General features: G+C 69.0%; 23 protein-coding genes. 11 read left to right on the top strand and 12 right to left on the bottom strand.

What is annotated here, in order from left to right; all coding sequences use genetic code 11:
* Positions 1–60: 60 nt before the first annotated feature.
* The 5 genes from BJ970_RS18995 to BJ970_RS19015 all read right to left on the bottom strand — a co-directional run bounded on the left by BJ970_RS18995 (position 61) and on the right by BJ970_RS19015 (position 6,713).
* Positions 61–2,169, bottom strand: a complete 2,109-nt coding sequence (locus tag BJ970_RS18995) for a 3-hydroxyacyl-CoA dehydrogenase NAD-binding domain-containing protein (protein WP_184727485.1) — start codon at positions 2,167–2,169, stop codon at positions 61–63.
* Positions 2,166–3,407, bottom strand: coding sequence for a thiolase family protein (locus BJ970_RS19000; protein WP_184727486.1), 1,242 nt, complete (start codon positions 3,405–3,407; stop codon positions 2,166–2,168). The genes BJ970_RS18995 and BJ970_RS19000 overlap by 4 nt, the downstream gene beginning before the upstream one ends.
* A gap of 240 nt (positions 3,408–3,647) precedes the next feature.
* On the bottom strand, positions 3,648–4,904 hold the full coding sequence (locus BJ970_RS19005; RefSeq protein ID WP_184727487.1) for a ribonuclease D: 1,257 nt from the start codon (positions 4,902–4,904) through the stop codon (positions 3,648–3,650).
* 96 nt (positions 4,905–5,000) lie between these two features.
* Complete coding sequence (locus BJ970_RS19010) at positions 5,001–5,717, bottom strand: response regulator (RefSeq protein ID WP_093264979.1); 717 nt, start codon at positions 5,715–5,717, stop codon at positions 5,001–5,003.
* A 417-nt stretch (positions 5,718–6,134) separates the two neighbouring features.
* The gene (locus tag BJ970_RS19015) at positions 6,135–6,713 is read right to left on the bottom strand and encodes a DUF3000 domain-containing protein (protein WP_184727488.1); all 579 of its coding nucleotides are present in this window, start codon (positions 6,711–6,713) and stop codon (positions 6,135–6,137) included.
* 243 nt (positions 6,714–6,956) lie between these two features.
* On the opposite strand from BJ970_RS19015, the gene hemE reads away from it, so the two are divergent.
* The 9 genes from hemE to BJ970_RS40035 all read left to right on the top strand — a co-directional run bounded on the left by hemE (position 6,957) and on the right by BJ970_RS40035 (position 13,899).
* Positions 6,957–8,042 carry a uroporphyrinogen decarboxylase gene (gene hemE / locus BJ970_RS19020; RefSeq protein WP_184727489.1) on the top strand — a complete coding sequence of 362 codons (1,086 nt, stop codon included), beginning with the start codon at positions 6,957–6,959 and terminating at the stop codon, positions 8,040–8,042.
* On the top strand, positions 8,042–9,478 hold the full coding sequence (gene hemG / locus BJ970_RS19025; RefSeq protein ID WP_184727490.1) for a protoporphyrinogen oxidase: 1,437 nt from the start codon (positions 8,042–8,044) through the stop codon (positions 9,476–9,478). Before hemE ends, hemG begins: the two co-directional genes overlap by 1 nt.
* Positions 9,479–9,482: 4 nt before the next feature.
* Entirely contained in the window at positions 9,483–10,178 is a 696-nt protein-coding gene (gene hemQ / locus BJ970_RS19030; RefSeq protein ID WP_184727491.1) for a hydrogen peroxide-dependent heme synthase, read from the top strand.
* Positions 10,179–10,306: 128 nt separating this feature from the next.
* Positions 10,307–10,525, top strand: a complete 219-nt coding sequence (locus BJ970_RS19035; RefSeq protein WP_184727492.1) for a hypothetical protein — start codon at positions 10,307–10,309, stop codon at positions 10,523–10,525.
* Positions 10,526–11,170: 645 nt separating this feature from the next.
* The gene (locus BJ970_RS19040; protein ID WP_184727493.1) at positions 11,171–11,392 is read left to right on the top strand and encodes a hypothetical protein; all 222 of its coding nucleotides are present in this window, start codon (positions 11,171–11,173) and stop codon (positions 11,390–11,392) included.
* Positions 11,393–11,561: 169 nt separating this feature from the next.
* Positions 11,562–11,981 (top strand): YciI family protein, encoded by a 420-nt coding sequence (locus tag BJ970_RS19045; RefSeq protein ID WP_184727494.1) that lies wholly within the window; start codon positions 11,562–11,564, stop codon positions 11,979–11,981.
* Complete coding sequence (locus BJ970_RS19050; protein WP_184727495.1) at positions 11,978–13,123, top strand: RNA polymerase sigma factor; 1,146 nt, start codon at positions 11,978–11,980, stop codon at positions 13,121–13,123. The genes BJ970_RS19045 and BJ970_RS19050 overlap by 4 nt, the downstream gene beginning before the upstream one ends.
* Positions 13,124–13,264: 141 nt before the next feature.
* A complete protein-coding gene (locus tag BJ970_RS19055) occupies positions 13,265–13,501 on the top strand; it encodes a FitA-like ribbon-helix-helix domain-containing protein (RefSeq protein ID WP_184727496.1) in 237 nt (78 codons plus the stop codon).
* 5 nt (positions 13,502–13,506) lie between these two features.
* Entirely contained in the window at positions 13,507–13,899 is a 393-nt protein-coding gene (locus BJ970_RS40035) for a type II toxin-antitoxin system VapC family toxin (protein WP_221467226.1), read from the top strand.
* Here BJ970_RS40035 and BJ970_RS19065 read toward each other — a convergent pair.
* Together BJ970_RS19065 and BJ970_RS38920 are read right to left on the bottom strand one after the other, a co-directional pair.
* On the bottom strand, positions 13,797–14,168 hold the full coding sequence (locus BJ970_RS19065) for a hypothetical protein (protein ID WP_184729416.1): 372 nt from the start codon (positions 14,166–14,168) through the stop codon (positions 13,797–13,799). The two genes, BJ970_RS40035 and BJ970_RS19065, sit on opposite strands and share 103 nt — an antisense overlap.
* Entirely contained in the window at positions 14,153–14,281 is a 129-nt protein-coding gene (locus tag BJ970_RS38920) for a hypothetical protein (protein ID WP_281399452.1), read from the bottom strand. The genes BJ970_RS19065 and BJ970_RS38920 overlap by 16 nt, the downstream gene beginning before the upstream one ends.
* A gap of 39 nt (positions 14,282–14,320) precedes the next feature.
* Between BJ970_RS38920 and BJ970_RS19070 the strand changes: the two genes are divergently transcribed.
* On the top strand, positions 14,321–14,527 hold the full coding sequence (locus tag BJ970_RS19070; protein WP_184727498.1) for a hypothetical protein: 207 nt from the start codon (positions 14,321–14,323) through the stop codon (positions 14,525–14,527).
* 215 nt (positions 14,528–14,742) lie between these two features.
* Here the strand turns inward: BJ970_RS19070 and BJ970_RS19075 are convergent, their stop codons facing one another.
* The 5 genes from BJ970_RS19075 to BJ970_RS19095 form a co-directional block, all read right to left on the bottom strand.
* Positions 14,743–14,907 carry a hypothetical protein gene (locus tag BJ970_RS19075; RefSeq protein ID WP_184727499.1) on the bottom strand — a complete coding sequence of 55 codons (165 nt, stop codon included), beginning with the start codon at positions 14,905–14,907 and terminating at the stop codon, positions 14,743–14,745.
* Positions 14,908–15,224: 317 nt separating this feature from the next.
* Complete coding sequence (locus tag BJ970_RS19080) at positions 15,225–15,968, bottom strand: GntR family transcriptional regulator (protein WP_184727500.1); 744 nt, start codon at positions 15,966–15,968, stop codon at positions 15,225–15,227.
* Positions 15,969–16,419: 451 nt separating this feature from the next.
* Entirely contained in the window at positions 16,420–16,845 is a 426-nt protein-coding gene (gene msrB, locus BJ970_RS19085) for a peptide-methionine (R)-S-oxide reductase MsrB (protein WP_184727501.1), read from the bottom strand.
* Positions 16,846–16,890: 45 nt separating this feature from the next.
* The gene (locus BJ970_RS19090) at positions 16,891–17,970 is read right to left on the bottom strand and encodes a DNA glycosylase AlkZ-like family protein (protein ID WP_184727502.1); all 1,080 of its coding nucleotides are present in this window, start codon (positions 17,968–17,970) and stop codon (positions 16,891–16,893) included.
* A 51-nt stretch (positions 17,971–18,021) separates the two neighbouring features.
* A complete protein-coding gene (locus BJ970_RS19095; protein ID WP_184727503.1) occupies positions 18,022–18,321 on the bottom strand; it encodes a hypothetical protein in 300 nt (99 codons plus the stop codon).
* A 189-nt stretch (positions 18,322–18,510) separates the two neighbouring features.
* Between BJ970_RS19095 and BJ970_RS19100 the strand changes: the two genes are divergently transcribed.
* Entirely contained in the window at positions 18,511–19,293 is a 783-nt protein-coding gene (locus tag BJ970_RS19100) for a DUF4389 domain-containing protein (RefSeq protein WP_184727504.1), read from the top strand.
* Positions 19,294–19,395 lie beyond the last annotated feature (102 nt).

A 19,395-nucleotide genomic window follows, 5' to 3' on the forward strand; every position in this document is an offset into this window, starting at 1 on the left:
GGGCCTGGACTTCACGCGCGCGATCGGGGCCGGGCCGATTACCCCCATCGCGCGCTCCGGTCAGACGGGGACGGAAGCCACGCCAGGGGCGAGGAAACGCTTGCCGTTGATCCCCTCGGCGATGCCGGTTCGGTCCAGGTACGGCGTGATGCCGCCCATCCAGAACGGCCAGCCCGCGCCGAGGAGCATGCACAGGTCGATGTCCCGCGCCTCGGCGACCACGCCCTCGTCGAGCATGATCCGGATCTCCTCGGCCAGCGCGTTGAGCGCCCGCTCCCGGACCTGCTCGGACGTCGACGGCTTGTCGCCCTGCTCCCACAGTGCAACGACCTCCGGGTCGACGACTGATCGACCGGATTCGTCGGTGATCCACACTGCGGTCTTGCCCGCGTCGACGAAGCGCTGCATGTTGTCGCTGAGCCCGAATCTGTCCGGGTAGGCCGCGTGCATCGTGCCGTTGACGTGCTGAGCGATCGCCGGGCCGACCAGTTGCAGCAGCACCAGCGGGGTCATCGGCAGGCCGAGCGGCTCCAGCGCGTTGTCTGCCACCTCGAAGGGCGTGCCCTCGTCGATGGTCGCGATGATCTCGCCCATGAACCGGGTCAGCAGCCGGTTGACCACGAACGCCGGCGCGTCCTTGACCAGCACGCAGGACTTCTTGAGCTGCTTGCCGACCTTGAACGCGGTCGCCAGCGTCGCGTCGTCGGTCTGCTCGCCGCGCACCACCTCCAGCAGTGGCAGGACCGCGACCGGGTTGAAGAAGTGGAAGCCGACCACCCGCTCCGGATTCTTCAGCTTCGAGCCCATCTCGGTGATCGACAGCGACGAGGTGTTGGTGGCCAGGATCGCCTCGGGGGAGACGTGCTCCTCGAGTTCGGCGAAAACCTGCTGCTTGACCGACATCTCCTCGAAGACGGCCTCGATGACGAAATCGGCGTCGGCGAAGGCCTTCTTGTCCAGCGAGCCGCTGACCAGCGCCTTGAGCCGGTTCACCGCGTCCGGCGACAGTCGGCCCTTGGCGGCGAGCTTGTCGATCTCGCCGTGGATGTAGGCCACGCCCCGGTCGATGCGCTCCTGGTCGATGTCGGTGATCACCACCGGCACCTCCAGGCGGCGCACGAACAGCAAGGCCAGCTGGCTGGCCATCAGCCCGGCACCGACGACGCCGACCTTGGTGACCTCCCGCGCCAGGGACTTGTCCGGCGCCCCAGCGGGCCGCTTGGCGCGTTTCTGGGTCAGGTCGAAGGAGTAGAGCCCGGCGCGCAGTTCGTCGGACATCAGCGCGTCGGTCAGCGCCTCGGTCTCGGCGGCGTAACCCGCGTCGAGGTCGTTGCCGCGGGCCAGGTCGATCAGTTCGACGGCCTTGGTCACGGCGGGGGAGGCGCCGTGGGTGCGCGCCCGGACGATGCCCTTGGCACGCGCGACCGCGTCGTCCCAGCCCCTGCCGCGGTCGATCTCCGGGCGGGACACGGCTTGTTCGCCGTTGACCACCCGAACGGCCCAGCGCAGCGACTCCTCCAGGAAGTCCGGGCTGTCCAGCAGCTCGTCGAAGATGCCCAGTTGCCGGGCCTGCTTCGGGTCGAGCATCCGGTTCTGGCTGAGCGCGTTCTCGATGATCACGGTGACCGCGGCGTCCGGGCCGATCAGGTTCGGCAGCAACTGGGTGCCGCCCCAGCCCGGGAACAGCCCCAGGAAGCATTCCGGGAAGGCGATCGCGCCGGCCGCCACCGAAACGGTCCGGTAGTGGCAGGACAGCGCCAGTTCCAGGCCCCCGCCGAGCGCCGCGCCGTTGACGAAGGCGAAGGTGGGGATCTTCGACTCGGTGAGCCGCCGGAACACGTCGTGCCCGGTCTGGGCGATCTGCTGGGCATGCGCCCGGTCGGTGATCTGCCCGATGCCGGACAGGTCCGCGCCCACGGCGAACACGAACGGCTTGCCGGTGACCGCGATGGCCGCGGGCTTGGCGGCGAAGGCCTCGTCCAGGGCGGCATTCAGGCTGGTCAGCCCGCCCGGGCCGAAGGTGGACGGCCGGGTGTGGTCGTGGCCGTTGTCGATGGTGATCAGCGCGAGCTTGCCGGCCAGGCCGGGTACGCCGATGAGCCGGGTGAACGCCTTGGTCACCACTTCGTCGGGGAACAGCGCCGCGAAGGAGGCGGGGTCGGATTTCATCGGGCGCCTCCTGCGTCGTGGTTCGGGTTCTCCCAGATGACCGTGCCGCCCATGCCGAAGCCGATGCACATGGTCGTGATGCCGTAGCGCACCTCGGGGTGCTCGGCGAAGTGCCGGGATAGCTGCGTCATCAGCCGCACCCCGGAGGACGCCAGCGGGTGCCCGCAGGCGATCGCGCCACCCCACGGGTTGACCCGCGGGTCGTCGTCGGCGATGCCGAAGTGCTCCAGGAACGCCAGCACCTGCACCGCGAACGCCTCGTTGATCTCGAACAGGCCGATGTCGTCGATGCTCAGCCCGGCGCGGCGCAGCGCCTTCTCGGTGGCCGGCACCGGCCCGACGCCCATCACCTCCGGCTCGACCCCAGCGAAGGCGTAGCCGACCAGCCGCATCCCGGCCGGCAGGCCGAGCTCGGCGGCGGTGTCCGCGTCGGCCAGCAGGCACCCCGTCGCGCCGTCGTTGAGCCCCGCGGCGTTGCCCGGAGTTACCCGGCCGTGCGGCCGGAACGGCGTTTTCAGTCCGCTCAGCGCCTCGAAGGTGGTGCCCGGACGCGGCGGCTCGTCGGTGCTGGCCAACCCCCAGCCCTGCTCGGAGCGGGTGGATACCGGAACCAGGTCCGGGGTGATCTTCCCGGCCTGCAGCGCCCCGTCGTAGCGCAGCTGGCTCAGGGCGGCGTAGGCGTCGGTGCGCTGCCTGGTCAGCGTCGGGAACCGGTCGTGCAGGTTTTCCGCGGTCGAGCCCATGATCAGCGCCGACGGGTCGACGATCTGGTCGGACACGTAGCGCGGGTTGGGGTCGACTCCGTCGCCCATTGGGTGCTTGCCCATGTGCTCGACGCCGCCGGCGATCGCCACGTCGTAGGCGCCGACGGCGATGCCGCTGGAAACGGTGGTCACCGCCGTCATGGCGCCGGCGCACATCCGGTCGATGGCGAAGCCGGGGACCGACTTGGGCAGCCCGGCCAGCAGCGCCGCACTGCGGCCGATCGTCAGACCCTGGTCGCCGGTCTGGGTGGTCGCGGCGATGGCGACCTCGTCGATGCGCTCCGCCGGGAGTCGCGGGTGCCGCCGCAACAGCTCCCGGATGACCTTGACGACCATGTCGTCGGCGCGAGTCTGGGCGTACAGGCCCTTCGAGCCGGCCTTGCCGAACGGCGTGCGTACGCCGTCGACGAAGACCACGTCCCGAACCGCTGGGCGGCTGCGGCTGTCGGCGGGTGCCGACGCAGGTGCGGCCACGGCGTGCTCCTCACTGGCTTGGTGGATGGTGCCCGGCCGGGATCGCGCAGACGGTCACTTACCGGCCGGTAACCGCACTCTAGCGCTCATTACCGGCCGGTAACCACCTGTCCGCCCCTGTCGGCTGCCTCACAAGCCGATCGGCCGATCTCCGGCCCTCCGATCATCCCGCGAGGGACTCGATCTCGCCGCGAAGGTGATCCCATCTCGGGACGAACTCGCCGTTTCGCGGGAGCCGTGTTACGAGGCAGCGGCCGGCGGCGTCGCGTGGAGGGCTTTGCTCAGGGCCTCGGCGGTGAGGCCGATTTGCCACTTGCGGGCGCCCTTGGCCTGCAAGACCTCCGTCACGCCGGTGACGCTGCGGTCCTCCGGCGGGATCCAGCAGGTTCGCCGGACCAGGTCGGGGAGCAGCAGGTTCTCCACGGGCAGGTGATTGTGCTCGGCGATCTCCGCCAGCGCCGAACGCGCCGCCGACAGGCGGGCCGCGGCTTCGGGGTCCCGGTCGCTCCACCGGTTCGTCGGGGGCGGTCCCTCGTGTGGCGTGGCCGGTGCCGGAAGTTCGGCGTTGTCAAGCTGGCTGGCCGATCGCAACGCCTGCAGCCACATCGAAGCCCGGCGCCGCTGCTGCCGGCCGCCGAACACCGGCAACGCGACCAGTTCGGCCTCGGTGTTCGGGTTGGCCTGTGCGGCTTGCACGATCGAGGAATCGGGTAGCACACGGCCCGGCGCGAGATCGCGGTCCCGCGCGAAGGTGTCCCGGATCTCCCACAGCGCGCGAACCGCGGCGAGCTGACGAGGATTGCGCACCCGGTGGATGCCGGAAGTTCGGCGCCAGGGCTCCGCCCGCGGCGGCGCGGGCTCGGCGGTGCGGACCGCTTCGAACTCCTCGTGCGCCCAGTCCAGCTTGCCCTGCCGCTGCAACTCGTCGCGCATCGCGTCGCGCAGGGCGTTCAGCAGTTCCACGTCGAGGGCGGCGTACACCAGCCAGTCCTGCGGCAGCGGCCGGCGGGACCAGTCCGCCGCGCTGTGACCCTTCTCGAGCCGGTAGCCGAGCATGCGCTCCACGAGCGCCCCGAGCGAGACACGTTCGAACCCGGCCAGCCGACCCGCCAGCTCGGTGTCGAACAGCCGTGCCGGACGCAGGTCGAGCTCGGCCAGGCACGGCAGATCCTGGGACGCCGCGTGCAGCACCCACTCGGTGTCGGCCAGCGCAGGTGGCAAAGAGTCGAGTGCACCATCTAGCGCGATCGGGTCCACGAGCACGGTGCCCGCGCCTTCCCGGCGGAGTTGTACCAGGTAGGCGCGTTGCGAGTAGCGATAACCCGATGCGCGTTCGGTGTCCACGGCGACCGGTCCGGTCCCCGCGGCCAGTGCGGTCGCGGCGGCGTTCAACGCCGCCGGCGTATCCACCACCGGCGGCACGCCATCGATGGGTTCGGTCAACAACACCGGCTCCGGGCGGTCGGACCCGACGGTCTCGGGGCTTGCAGCTTCCACGGCTACCAGACCTTACGTGCTTCGGCCGGTGCCGTGGGGCTACTCCGCCCGAGCTCGTCGGGGCGACCGCACCGGTGCAGGTGCGTCAGCGTCCGGTCATCTGATCACCCCGGCCCGCATGGCCAGTGCGACCATCTGTGCCCGGTCGCCCGTACCCAGCTTGCGCCCGATCCGCGACAGGTGGCTTTTCACCGTGAGCGCGGACAGGTTCAGGGCCTCGCCGATCTCCTTGTTGGAGCGGCCATCGGCCACCAACTGGAGCACCTCGACTTCGCGCCCGGACAGCTCGCGAGGCGTGTTGTCCGTTCCCGGCACGCGGGTGCCGGCGGCAAGCACCGGCGCCACGCTGGGATCGGCGTACACGCCGCCGTCGAGCACGCGGCGCACACCGTCGGTGACCACCATCGGCGAGGCCGACTTCAGCAGGTACGCCTGCGCACCTGCCTGGAAGGCGGCCCGGACCGCATACGGGTCATCGGACGAAGCGAGCACCACGATCCGGGGCCATCCCTGGCTCCGAAGCTCGGTTACCAGCTCGATGCCGGTCCCGTCCGGGAGCCCGAGATCGAGAATCGCGAGGTCGCACGGACCGGTCGCCAGAGCGCGAGCCCTGGCCTCGGCCATTGATGCGGCCTCGTGCACCGTGCCGGCGCCCATCTGCAACAGCCGGGCGGCGATTGCCTCCCGGAGCAGCGGATGGTCGTCCACCACGAGCACCGTGAACAGCTCTTCCCGCGGGTGCGGGACCATGTTGGCCGGCAATGCGCCGGCGGGCGTGGTTCGAGCGGCCTGACCTAAGCCGACGGCAGCCACGTCACTACCTCCCTGGAGTCGGTCGTGCCCCCCGACCGGCACCGGGACTCTCGACCAATCAGCCGCGCCACTGATCGACCGAAAGTGGTGTCGTCGGGGGCAGCGTAACCGCCCAAGCGGGTCAGCGGGACGATCAATCGGGTATGTATCCCGATCGAGTTGTTACCTGTGCATGATCGCATCGCTCTTTTGGGTGACTGTGAGCTATCCCGGTAACACCGGAGCGTGGCCAAGCGACGTAATACGAACGCGCATTGTGAAATACTTGCGCAAGCAGTCGTTTCGTGCCGCACGTGGTCTTCGCGAAAGAAAATCGCGCTTGGGCGTGTCGCGTGCCCCACGGCGTGGCGAGCGGTCGCGCCGAACCTTACGCGCTGGAGTCGATCGGCACAGCCGGTGATCGGGCGATGTCGCGGATCAGTCCCGCCGCGCCGCGCCGCCCGGTCGTCCGCCCAGCATCGAGATGCCTTCCGGCGGAAGACCCGCGGCGCTGGCCATCAACTCGTGGAAGGCCGCGGCGTGCGGTTCGAGATGCGCGTCGGTGGCCGTCCAGGAGCCGCGCAACTCAAGGTCGTGGCTGCGGGTCGGGCCCGCGATGTCCCCGAACCGGGCCGACGAGGTCAACGTGACCGTGCCGCCGAGGGCGGTCCAGGACGCACCGGCGCCCTCCAACGCGTCGGTCAGCCACGACCAGCCCACCGCGGGCAGCAGCGGATCGGTGGCCAGTTCCGGGTCGAGTTCCGCCCGCAGGTAGACCACCAGCCGCAGCACGCCGTCCCACGCCTCCTGGCCCTCCGGGTCGTAGAGCAGGACCAGCCGGGCGGTGGCCAACTCGCCGGCCGGTCCGTTCGCCTCCGCGGCGAGCGCGTACGCCCAGGGCGCGAGGCGCTTGGGCGGACCCACCTCGGTCAGCTCGATCTCCGCACGCGGGCGGTACGACGTCAACGCGGCAACAGCCTGCCGGAAAACTTCGGGCGCCGCCGACATCTCCGTCACGCCGCCGACTGTAGGCGGCCGAGCGCGGGCGGTGGCGGAGGCACGCCGAACGAGGGACGCGGACGCTTGGTGCGTGCGGCCGAGCGGCTGCCCGTTTCAACGACGAAGATCAACCCAACTGTGAACGACGGACGCTGAGCCCGGGGACGTTGGGGCGGCGTGCGAAGATTGCCGCTGCAAGCCCGGTCGGCCCGCCGAGGCGCCATCGCCGGGACACCGATCGACGTACGGACAGCGACCTCGATGACGAACTCCGCTCCGGTCTCGGCTTGCCGGGACCTCGCCGACGCCCCCCTGCTGGTCGCCGCCCGCGGCGGAACGCCCCGGCATACCCCGGTCTGGTTCATGCGGCAGGCGGGGCGTTCGTTGCCCGAGTACCGGCGGGTCCGCGAGGGCGTGCCGATGTTGCAGGCGTGCCTGACGCCGGAACTGGTCAGCGAGATCACCCTGCAGCCGGTGCGTCGGCACGGCGTAGACGCCGCGATCCTGTTCAGCGACATCGTGCTGCCGCTGTACGCGGCGGGGATCGGGCTGGACATCGTCCCGGGCACCGGACCGGTCGTGTCGAACCCGGTGCGCGACGCCGCCGACGTCGCCGCCTTGCCGCGGCTGGATCCGGCGCAGGTGAGCCCCGTCGCCGACGCGGTCGGGCTGCTGGTCAACGAGCTGGGGCAGACGCCGCTGATCGGGTTCGCCGGGGCGCCGTTCACGCTGGCGTCCTACCTGGTGGAGGGCGGTCCAAGCCGCAACCACGAGCGCACCAAGGCGCTGATGCACTCCGACCCGCAGACCTGGCACGCGCTGCTGGACCGGCTCGCCGACACCACGCTGGACTTCCTGAAGGTGCAGCTGGCGGCCGGGGTCGACGCGGTCCAGCTCTTCGACTCGTGGGCCGGGGCCCTGTCGCTGCGCGACTACCGCGAGTTCGTGCTGCCGCACAGCCAGCGGATCTTCGCCGGTATCGCCGAGGTCGCGGACGTGCCGAAGATCCATTTCGGGGTCGGTACCGGTGAGCTGCTTGGCGCGATGCGCTCGGCCGGCGCCGACGTGGTCGGCGTGGACTGGCGGGTGCCGCTGGACGAGGCCGTGGCCCGGTTGCGCGCGGCGGCGCCGGGCGGCCCCGCGCCGGTGGTGCAGGGCAACCTCGACCCGGCGGTGCTGTTTGCCGGGTGGGATGCGGTCGAGCGCGAGGTGCGCCGGATCCTCGCCGAGGGCAAGGCCGCCGGCGGCCACGTCTTCAACCTCGGCCACGGAGTGCTGCCGACCACTGAGCCCGAGGTGCTCACCCGCGTCGTCGAGCTGGTGCACACCGCGAGCAAGCAGCAGTGATGCCGCACCGGGTCGCGGTCGTCGGCGGTGGCATCGCCGGTCTCGCCGCCGCCTACCGGCTCCGCCGCGAGCTGGGGCCGGACGCCGAGATCGTGCTGGTGGAGCAGTGCGAGCGGCTCGGCGGCAAACTCCGCACGGTCGAGTTGGCCGGTTGCCGCTACGACGTCGGGGCGGAGGCATTCCTCGACCGGCGCCCGGAAGTCCGGCAACTCGCCGAGGAGCTTGGCCTTCCGGCGGAGCTCGTGTATCCGGGCGCGGCGTCCGCGACGGTGCGTGCCGGTGGCCGGACCCGGCGGTTGCCGGGCCGAACCGTGATGGGCGTGCCAGCCTCGGCGCAGGCGGTGCAGGACGTGCTGTCCCCGGCGGGACTGGCCGCTGTGCGGGCGGAGGCGGACCTGCCGCCGGTTCAGCTGGGTGGCGCCGACGTCTCGGTCGGCGAGTTGCTGCGCGGCCGGATCGGCGACGAGGTCGTCGATCGGCTCGTCGAACCGTTGCTGGGCGGGGTTTACGCGGGCAACGCGGATCTGCTCGGGCTGCGGGCGACGATTCCGGCGCTGGCCGCAGCGCTCGATGCCGGAGCGGAGTCGATCACCTCCGCCGCTGCCTCGGCGCTGCCCTCGTCGCAAGCTGCCGATGCGCCGAAGCCACCGGTGTTCGGCGCGTTCCGCCACGGCTATCGGGAGCTGATCGACCGGCTGCTGATCGCCGCGGACGCCCAGGTGCGCCTGGGACTTCCGGTGCGTCAGCTGGCCCGGGCCGACGCCGGATGGCGCCTGGAGATCGGCGCTGCGCCGAGCCCGGAGTTCCTGGATGTCGACGCCGTGGTGCTCGCGGTGCCCGCTGCGGCCGCTCGGCGGCTGCTGGACAACGCCGTTCCGGCGGCGGCCGCGAAGCTGGGCGCGGTGGAGGTGTCGTCCTCGATCGTGGTCGGGCTCGCCCTTCCGCCGAGTACGCAGCTGCCCGACGCCTCCGGCGTGCTGATCGCGCGCGGCGAGCAGCACGCGGACGGGACGCCGTTCACCGCCAAGGCGTTCACCTTCTCCAGCAGGAAATGGCCGCATCTGCGCGGCGCCAACGGCGAGCTGCTGGTGCGCGGCTCGGTCGGCCGGTTCGGCGAGACCGCCGACCTGAGGTTGAACGACGCCGAAGTGCTGCGCCGCGTCCAGGCGGATTTCGCGGAGCTGACCGGGATCGTGGCGGTTCCGGTGGATTCCGTCGTGGTGCGTTGGGGTGGTGGCCTGCCGCAGTACGGCGTGGGTCACCTCGATCTGGTCGCCGACGTCGAGCGGGTCATCGCCGAGGTGCCGGGGCTCGCCTTAGCGGGTGCGGCGCTGCACGGCGTCGGCGTCCCGGCTTGCATCGCCACCGGCCGGGCGGCCGCGACCGATATCACCCGGGACCTCCTTCAGGTCGGTCGCCGCGAGGTGGGACGATGAACGCATGGCGCGGCTGAACTACAACGAACTCAACGACACCATCCGCTACACCATGTGGTCGGTCTTCCGGATCGAGCAGGGCGCCCTGCCCGAGGAGCGGACCAAGGCCGCGCAGCAGACCGCGGAGTACTTTGACTCGCTGGCCGAGTCCGGTGTCGTGGTCCGCGGCGTCTACGACGTCTCCGGGCTGCGGGCCGACGCCGACTTCATGATCTGGTGGCACGCTGAGGAAATCGAGGCCGTGCAGGCGGCCTACACCGGATTCCGCCGGGAGACGCCGCTGGGACAGGCGTCCGAGCCGGTGTGGAGCAACGTCGCGCTGCACCGTCCCGCGGAGTTCAACAAGAGCCACATCCCGGCGTTCCTGGCCGGTGAGGAGCCGCGCAAGTACCTCTGCGTGTACCCGTTCGTGCGGTCCTACGAGTGGTACTTGCTGCCGGACGACGAACGCCGCACGATGCTGGCCGACCACGGCAAGGAAGCCCGCGACTATCCGGACGTCCGGGCGAATACGGTGGCCTCGTTCGCACTCGGCGACTACGAGTGGATCCTCGCCTTTGAGGCGGACGAGCTTCACCGGATCGTGGACCTGATGCGCCACCTACGCGGAACCGAGGCACGCCTTCACGTGCGCACGGAGATCCCGTTCTACACCGGCCACCGGGTCGACGTCGCCGACCTGGTCACCCGCCTGCCCTGAACGCGTCGCTGATCATGGCGCGGCGGTCGCGATGGCCGAAAGCAGCGCTGAAGCATCGGCCTGCCACGTTGCCGCCAGGTTCCTGGCCGACAGCGGGCCTACGGCCCTCCCGTGTGAGGATCGCAATCATGGCGGACCAGGACGACGGCGACGACAACTGGGTCGAGAAGAACGGGCCCAACTCTCTGTGCTTCACCTGTGCCGGGCTTCGCAAGATCAGCGAAGCCCGGCTCTACGTCGTGCAAGCCACCGAGGACTTACAGACCGGCATGACGATGGCCGAGTGGCGGACGTGCCCCCAATGCGGCGGCAAGGGCTACCTGCCAGGGTTGCAACCGCCGGTGTGAGACCGGAAAGCCTGCCTCGGTGAAGGTTCGCCTTCGGGCGTGTGGCCTTGTCCTGTTCTCCGCCTCGTCCGAGGGCGTGGCGTCGACCACCGGGACTGACCACGCGGAACCGGACCTCGGCGATCATCAGGCACTCGTAGGCCCAGCCCTTTTTGCCGCCTGATTCCAATTGCGACCTCGCCGCCGCGCGGGGTCCGCCGCGCCGGGCCCCAAACGCGCCGGGCCCTGGGCGTACCTCGCGCGCCGCCCATCTTTCGTCATGGTCACCGACGGTGGGAGAGTGATCACAATCGTGCTGTGGACGTGTCCCACGTGCGGTGGGACGGGGACGGTAGAGGTACGTCGCCGATCCCGCCGCACGGGCGACGGTGAAGAACTGGTTGAGCAGGACTGCAACACGTGCGACGGCTCGGGGCAGTTGGAGAGCCCGCCGGTCTAGGGAGGTAGCGGTGAGCGAAGAAGCGGAAGTGACCTCGCCCTGCCGCGGGTGCGAGGGCACCGGCTACGTCAGGGTGCCTCGGGCCCTCGTGTCAATGCAGACCGGAGAGGTATCCACGGTGATGGCGCAATCGCGGTGCCGCCACTGCCGCGAACGGCCCGGCCGCCAACGTGGCTACGGGCCCCCTGCGTAGAGAGGATCAGGCCATGCCAAGCGAGCCGGACGACTCGGACGCGGACCAGCCAACACCGAACGGGCCGAACGCCTTGTGCTTCACCTGCGGCGGGCTTCGCAAGATCAGCGAACCCCGGCTCTACGTCGTGCAAGCCACCGAGGACTTACAGACCGGCATGACGATGGCCGAGTGGCGGACGTGCCCGCAATGCGGCGGCAAAGGCTACCTGCCGGGCCTGCAACCGCCGGTATGAAGGCCGTTGTTGGCCTCCGCCTTTCATACCGGGCGATAGGACTGAAAGTGATCAAGGGCTTTTAACCCTGGCAAAAATTTCGGACGGCGATGTCGAGAACCCGTGACTGGCTCCGTCCCCGCGGTGAACGTGACCAAAATGGGTCGCAACAGCACCGAGGAGAAACACGATGGCTAAATACCTGCTGCTCAAGCACTACCGCGGCGCTCCGGCTTCGGTCAACGCCGCGCCCATGGACCAGTGGACTCCGGAGGAGATCTCGGCGCACGTGCAGTACATGCACGACTTCGCGGCCCGGCTCGAGGAAACCGGCGAGTTCGTCGACAGTCAGGCGCTTGCCCCCGAGGGGACGTTCGTCCGCTACGACGGTGAGGGGCGCCCGCCGGTCACCGACGGTCCATTCGCCGAAACCAAGGACCTCATCGCCGGCTGGATGGTGATCGATGTCGACAGCTACGAGCGCGCCATCGAGCTGGCCGGGGAGCTGTCGGCCGCCCCTGGGGCGGGCGGGGAGCCGATCCACGAGTGGCTTGAGGTGCGCCCGTTCCTGGCCTCGTCGCCCACCACCACGGAGTGTCATCTCAGATGAACGAGGCCCTGCTCCGGAGCCTTACGCCGAGCGTGCTCGGAATCCTCGTCCGCCGCGGAGCCGACTTCGCGGCGGCCGAGGACGCCGTGCAGGACGCGCTGGTCGAGGCGGTCCGCGTCTGGCCGGCCGACCCGCCGCGGGACCCAAAGGGCTGGCTGGTCGCCGTGGCCTGGCGCCGGTTCCTCGACGCGACCCGGGCGGACGCCGCCCGCCGGCGGCGGGAGGACCTCGTCGACGGGGAGCCGGCGCCCGGGCCCGCATCCGCGGTGGACGACACGCTCCAGCTCTACTTCCTGTGCGCCCACCCGTCGCTGACGCCGTCGTCCGCGGTCGCGCTCACGCTACGCGCCGTCGGCGGGCTGACCACCCGCCAGATCGCCCAGGCCTACCTGGTGCCCGAGGCGACCATGGCGCAGCGCATCAGCCGCGCCAAGCGCACCGTCTCCGGCGTGCGGTTCGACCAGCCCGGCGACGTCGCCACCGTGCTGCGCGTCCTCTACTTGGTCTTCAACGAGGGCTACTCCGGCGACGTCGACCTCGCCGCCGAGTCCATTCGGCTTACCCGCCAGCTCGCGGGCGCGATCGACCACCCCGAGGTGGCGGGGCTGCTCGCTCTCATGCTTCTCCACCACGCCCGGCGTGCTACCCGGACCGCGCCCGACGGCAGCCTGGTACCGCTCGCCGAGCAGGACCGCAGCCGGTGGGACACCGAGGCGATCGCCGAGGGCGTCGAGATCCTGCAGGCGGCCCTCGCCCGCGACCGGCTGGGCGAGTTCCAGGCCCAGGCCGCCATCGCGGCACTCCACGCTGACGCGCCCACCGCCGAGGAGACTGACTGGGTGCAGATCGTCGAGTGGTACGACGAGCTCGCGCGCCTGACCGACAGCCCGGTCGTCCGGCTCAACCGCGCGGTCGCCGTGGGCGAGGCCAACGGACCGCGCGCCGGGCTGGCGGCGCTCGCGGCGCTGAACGACTCACTGCCCCGCCACACCGCGGTGGCGGCATACCTCCACAAGCGCGATGGCGACCTGGCGACGGCGGCACGGCTGTACGCCGAGGCGGCCCAAAAGGCACCCAACCTCGCCGAGCGCGATTACCTGACGCGCCAGGCCGCCCGGCTCAACGCCCGCCGGTGTCGCTGACGGGTCGCGCTCGGATTTTCCCGCAGCACTTGGCGCGGCCCCGTGGCCAGAGCGGTCGCCTCACAGTGAGGCCGAAGTGCTCGCTGCGATGCGCGAGTAGCGCTATTTTGACGCAACAGCGCTGCAAGCTAGCATTGCCGCATGGCCACCGTCCAGGTTCGGGATCTTTCGGAAGAAACCTACGAGACGTTCCGTAAACGCGCCCGTGCAGCCGGGCAGTCATTGCAGGCGTACCTTCACGACCTGCTTGAAGCGGAGGCGGCGAAGACTCCGAAAGCCGAAGTGCTCGCTGCGATGCGCGAGACCTTGGCTCGTGATCCCCGTCCCGGAGTCACCAGGGAATCGATCCTGGCTGATCTTGAGGCCGACCGTCGATGAAAGCGATGGTCGTCGACTCCTCGACTGTGATCATCGCAATCGGGGAGAAGAGCGCCGCTGCCGAGGAACTGTCATCCAGGCTGGTCGATCTCGAGTGTCACGCTCCGCATCTCATAGACGCGGAGGTGGGAAACGTGCTGCGGCGCCGCTTGCTCGTGGGTGAGATATCGGCCGAGACAGCGGAGACCGGTGTCCGGCTCATGGAATCAGTTGTTGACGAACGGTATCCGCATGCTGGACCGCTCGCGCAGGCCGCATGGCGATTGCGCGGGGCGATCACCTTCTACGATGCACTCTACGTCGCGTTGGCTGCGCGTTTGGACATACCGCTGTTGACTGCGGACGCCCGGCTGTCCCGTGCACCGTCGTTGCCGTGCAAAGTGGAGGTTGTGGCGTAGTGATCAATACCGCGCTTCAGGCTGCCTTCGGATTCCCGCTGACCAGTTGGTGTGCGCTCTTGCACCTCTGGTGGAAGCGAGATGGTGACGTCGAGGTCGATGGTCTCCGCAGGCTCCCCGGTCATGATTTCGATGAGGTCCTGGGCCGTCTCGCGAATCTCGCTGACCCTGCGCGCCTGGGTCCATCGTTCGATGGCAGGAACGTGGATCAACCAGAACTTGCCGTCCCGCGTGACTGTCACCTGGTATGTAGTCATCGCTGCTTCCACCACTTCTCCACGAGTTCCCCCTGGCGTTCCTTGAAAATGTTGAGAGCGAGATTCTCGCCGAGTTCTGTGTCTCGGGACAGGAATAACCGTTGCCCCCAGGCGGTAGATCGCATGGCTGCCGCCTTCACGGGCCAGCTCCCAAGCCCGCGGGCTTGGGGACTTTCGGGCTCATCCTGGCGATCGTCGGACCGTTCATCCCTGCCCCGCTTTCGGTCATCGTCCTCGTTGCCGCGCTCTTTCTCGGCGGACTAGGCCTGGATCGGGCCCGGCAGGGGAGAACCGGTGCCGACCTGCCACGGGCGGCGATCATCGTTGTCGGCGTTGGGCTGGTGCTGACGTTCCTCTTCGCGACCATGTAAGAAGCCTCCACCCGGTAGAACCGGGTGGAGGCCCTCTTGTGTTTCTGGGGTTAGCCGGCGAAGTCGAACTCGCCCTTCTTCACGCCATCGAGGAACGCCGAGAACTTAGGACGGGTAGTCGTCAAGACCACGGCCTGGTTCGCGCTCTCCACGAGATGGACGTTGTCGCATCCGCAGCGACGATGGTAGGGGATTGGGCACAGTCCGACGATCGACTAATCGGGGCGTCGCAGGACGATGGTGCTCGACAGAATCGGGTTGTCGGAGCCCGTCAGATCCTCCATGATCGCGCCGTAACGGGTCTGGCGACGCCACTCCACCGCGTCAGAGAGGTCTAGGCCCCCGGGGCTGACCACGCGGAACCGGCCCTCGGCGATCATTCGGCCCAGGTACTCGTAGACCCAGCCATCCTTGGCGGTCTGGTTCCAGTAACTACCGCAGGAGAAGCAGTCGAGGCGAAAGACGCTGAGCTGTTCCGGGTTCTCCGGAGGGAAGTGACCGCACTGGAAGCCGTACTCGCTCGTACGGGTGCAGGCACAGATGCGGGGGTGCCCATATCTGGCTGGGGTACTCCGGGTCGCGCTCGGGGCTGATGAGTTCCATTTCGCTCTCCTCGGCGGCGATGCCGCGTTGTGGTGTCGATCACGGACCGCTCGGCCAGAGTAGCGCAGGGTAGTTGGGCGGCGACGACCTCCGATTAGTCCGCGTCCCAGGTGTACCGCAGTTCGTAGCTCGCTCCAGGCATGACCATGTCGTTGACTTCAACGAGCCGCCCATTGCTGTACGTGCGCCGCTGGACCGTCAGGACCGGACCGCTGGTGAGTTCGAGCATCTGCTTCTCGTTCGCGTCGGGCATCCTCGCGCCAACGATTTCCTCGTGACTGGTCAGCTCGAACCCAAGTTCTTCCAGCCGAGCGAAAGCACCTCCCGGGCCCGTGTCGACCTCTTCGAGCGCGGTCCCGCGGGTGATCTCGCGCGGGAGCCTGGATACTGCGAGCATCACAGGCTTCCCGTCGGCCCGCATGACGCGATCGCGTACGCACAGCTCAGCAGTCTCTTCGATTCCGAATAGCTCTGCGAAGTCCTGCGCTGGCTCAAACCACACCCTGACCGATGACGTCGGAGCGAACCCTTGGGCCTTCGCCTCCGCAAGGAACGCCCCTTCGTTGCGCTCGCGCCTTGCCCGCGACAACCGCTCCCGCGAATCCAACCTCTTCACCACTCGCGGAGGCGACACGAACACTCCGACTCCGTGCTTCATCTGCACCAACCCAGCGTCCCGTAGCTCCGCAAGAGCCTGTCGGATCGTTGTGCGCGATGCTTCGAAACGCTTGATGAGTTCCGGTTCCGCGGGCAACTTGTCGCCAACGCCCCAGGCTCCCGAGGCGATCTCTACCTGGAGGATGTTCGCGATCTCCTTATACCGGGCCGTCGCGTTCATTCGGCACCTCTCACACGTCTGGGTCGTCTTGCCTGCCTCCCATGAAATCACTTGGTGGTCTCTTGCGGAAACTCGATCGACATGCTTATCGTATCACTCGTCTCAGACGAGTATGGCGACTAGGATGAGTGGGGTTTCGATGGTTAACCCTGCTCCAGCTCAAGAATCACTCACGCCGCCACTAGAGGACCGCGACGTCGCTTACTGGCGCCCGCGGATATGTGCCCTGCGACGAACAGGAGCGGCGCAGGGCAGGGGATGGCCGGACCGACTCCGTCACCTGGTCACGGTCCGGTCATCCCCCGATCTCCGGCGCGGCACGGGGTCGACGAGCGGCCTTCGCCGCAACCGGCCCCACCGCGCCGGGCGCTGGTCGGCGTGCGCCCCTCGCACGCCGACCAGCACGTCAACTGAGCCCCACACCTTTGCCGGTGTGGGGCGTTTTCGTGTTCTAACCCTCGTCCGCGGGTTCCAGGCGTACGGCGATCGAGTTGATGCAGTAGCGCTGGTCGGTGGGGGTGGGGTAGCCCTCGCCCTTGAAGACGTGGCCGAGGTGGCTGTGGCAGGTGGCGCACAGGACCTCGGTGCGGACCATGCCTAGCGACCGGTCCTCGCGGAGGATCACCGCATCGCTGTCGGCGGGGTCGTAGAACGACGGCCACCCGCAGTGGGATTCGAACTTGGTGTCGCTGCGGAACAACTCGGTCCCGCAGCCGCGGCACTCGTAGACGCCGACGGTTTTGGTGTCGACGTACTCGCCCTGCCAAGCCGGTTCGGTGGCGGCTTGGCGCAGCACCGCGTACTCGCTCGGGCTGAGCTGTTCCCGCCACTCCTGCTCGGTTTTGGTGACCTTGGGAGTTCCTGCGACCGGATCCATGCTTCCACGCTAATCCGTGTGAAGATCAACTGCACAGGCGCGGTCTCAGATCGAGTCGAACGCCACCGCGGCCGACTTCGCGCCCCGGACCGCGGCCAACTGCTGGGCTTCGGCGTCCACTTCGGCGCGGGTGGCGCCGGTCAGGCGACCGAAGCTCGTCACGGCCACATCGAGCTTGCTGCCCGCCTTCTTGGCCCGCCAGCTTCCGGTGATCTCACCGTCAACGAGCAGGGCGCCAGGGGAGCTGACCGCGCGCCAAAGGGCCTTGCGGTGGACCGGGTTGGGCAGTAACTGCACACGGTCTCGCGCTTGCAGGAACGGATCCCCGGTCGGCAGGAGCCGAACGCCGCGCGGCGACGCCGGCGAGTCGAGTGCGGCGGTCTCCTCCGGCACGAACCAGGACTGCTTGCCGCCGACCGAGACCTCGACGAGATCCGTCGGCCAGACCGGCCGCAGCACGGCCGCGCTGGTGCCGAAGTACGCGGCGACATCGGCGATCGAGCCCGGGCCCAGCACGCGCAGGCTGTCCCGAATGAGCGCGTCGAGCCGGGTGGTCTTGTGCGGCACGTGCCATTGCGGGGCCGCCGTGATCCGCAGCCGCCCGGACTCGCGCGCCAGCCGGATGCCTGCCGCCAACCCGGCCTGTAGATACAGCGAGTAGAAGACATGGGTCGACTCGCATCCGCGGCACCACGCCGAGGCTTCCGGGACGTCGCGGGTGACCGCGGCGCTCAGCGAGCCCCGGTCGGTCGGTTCGAGCGAGTGCTCGCGCATCGCCGTGACGGTCTTGCCGAACACCGCGAGCGGGGCGTCGACGGATCTCATGACCGGCAGCCGGGCCACCACGTCCGCATCCGACGACGGGTAGAGCTGGGCGGCCAGCCTCGGGAGATCCGTGACGCGGTGTAGGTGCGCGCTGCCGCGCACCGACCAGGCGAGGGTCAGCGAGTCGGGGAGTTCGGCTCCGGGCACACGCGTACGCACCGACTGGAGTGCCGATCCGGCGGGGCTGTCCTGCACGCCGAGCGGCAGCACGGCGAGTTCGTCGACGTCGATAGCGGAGCGGTCCAGCTGTTGCACGGCGTAGCGGTAGGCCAGGACGCGTACCCGATCGGTCTCGATCATCGAACCTCGATTCAGCGGCGGAGGCCAAGAATGCCCCAGTGCTCCGACAAGTCAACCGAGGAACGTGTGGAGCATGAACGCGACCGCGTTCCACACCGTGAACAGCACGCCTAGCAGGATCAGCACGACCACCGAGACGGCCACCAACCGGCGGTGACCATCCGCGCGGTTCACACTCTGCGCGAAGTCGTCAACGCCGCGCAGCATGCCTTCCACGGTGGCCTCAGAGTTGGGCCGCTGCATTCGATCGCGATGCGCGGCGAAGGCGCGCACCTCGGGATCCTGCGGGTCGAGCCCGTCCAGATCGTCGCCGAGGCGTTCAAGCTCCTCATCGCGTTCGCCGCGCTCCACGGCCCCACGGTAGCGCTTGGTGCCCGCCGCAGCCCTGCGGCGTCCGCCGCGAGAATGCCGACCGGTGCAGGATGCCGCGCCCCACCTGATCGAGTGATCGCTTTCGCAGGGCGATCGGGTAGATCATTCTCCTGCCCGCGAGCGGTGGATACCGTCGCCGCGCTCTACTTAGGACTCAGGGAGGCGATGATGAGCGAGCAGCCGGCGCAGACCAGCGGCCCGTTTCGGCCCGAGCTGATGGTCACGCCCCCGGAACGACAGCGTCGCTGGACCGTCCTATTGCGACTGTTGCTGTTGATCCCGCACTTCATCGTGCTCTGGCTGGTGTCCATCGCGGCCGCCGTGGTGGTGTTCATCGGCTGGTTCGCCGCGCTGATCCTGGGGCGGCTACCGGACTGGATTTCCGGTTTCCTGGCCCTGTTCATCGGTTACCAGGCGCGGGTGGCCGCATCGAACATGCTGCTCGTGGACAAGTACCCGCCGTTCGTGGTTCCCGAGCCGGACTACCCGGTGCAAGTCGACATCCGGCCCGGCGAGCTCAATCGGTGGACGGTTTTCTTCCGGATCATCCTGGTCATCCCGGCCGCGATCGTGAGCGCGGTCGTCGTCCATGGGTGGGGTGTGCTCGCCTTCTTCATCTGGGTGATCGTGCTGGTCGCCGGCCGCAACCCGCGGCCGGTCTTCGACGCCTCCGCGGCGGTCCTGCGCTACACCTACCGCACGAACGCCTATTTCTACCTGCTGACCGGCGCCTATCCGATGAAGCTTTTCGGCGACGCGCGAGCGGAGGACAACCCGCCGCGGCAGTCGCCCGGCACCCGTCCGCTGGTGATGTCCAAGGGCGGCCGCATCTTGCTGATCGTGTTCATCGTGCTCGGCGCGATCAGCCTGGTCTGCGACGGCGTCGTGCAGTCGTTCAACCAGCCGTACTACGAGTACCAGTACGACTACGAGCACGACTACGGCCGCTGACGAGTCACACCGGGGTTTGGGGCCAGGCGCGGCTCAGGATTTCCTCGACGGTCTGTGCCGGGGTGTCCAGCCAAAGGCCCATGGCCGGTGCTCAGCGGGATG

The sequence above is a fragment of the Saccharopolyspora phatthalungensis genome (assembly GCF_014203395.1).
Lineage (GTDB): Bacteria > Actinomycetota > Actinomycetes > Mycobacteriales > Pseudonocardiaceae > Saccharopolyspora > Saccharopolyspora phatthalungensis.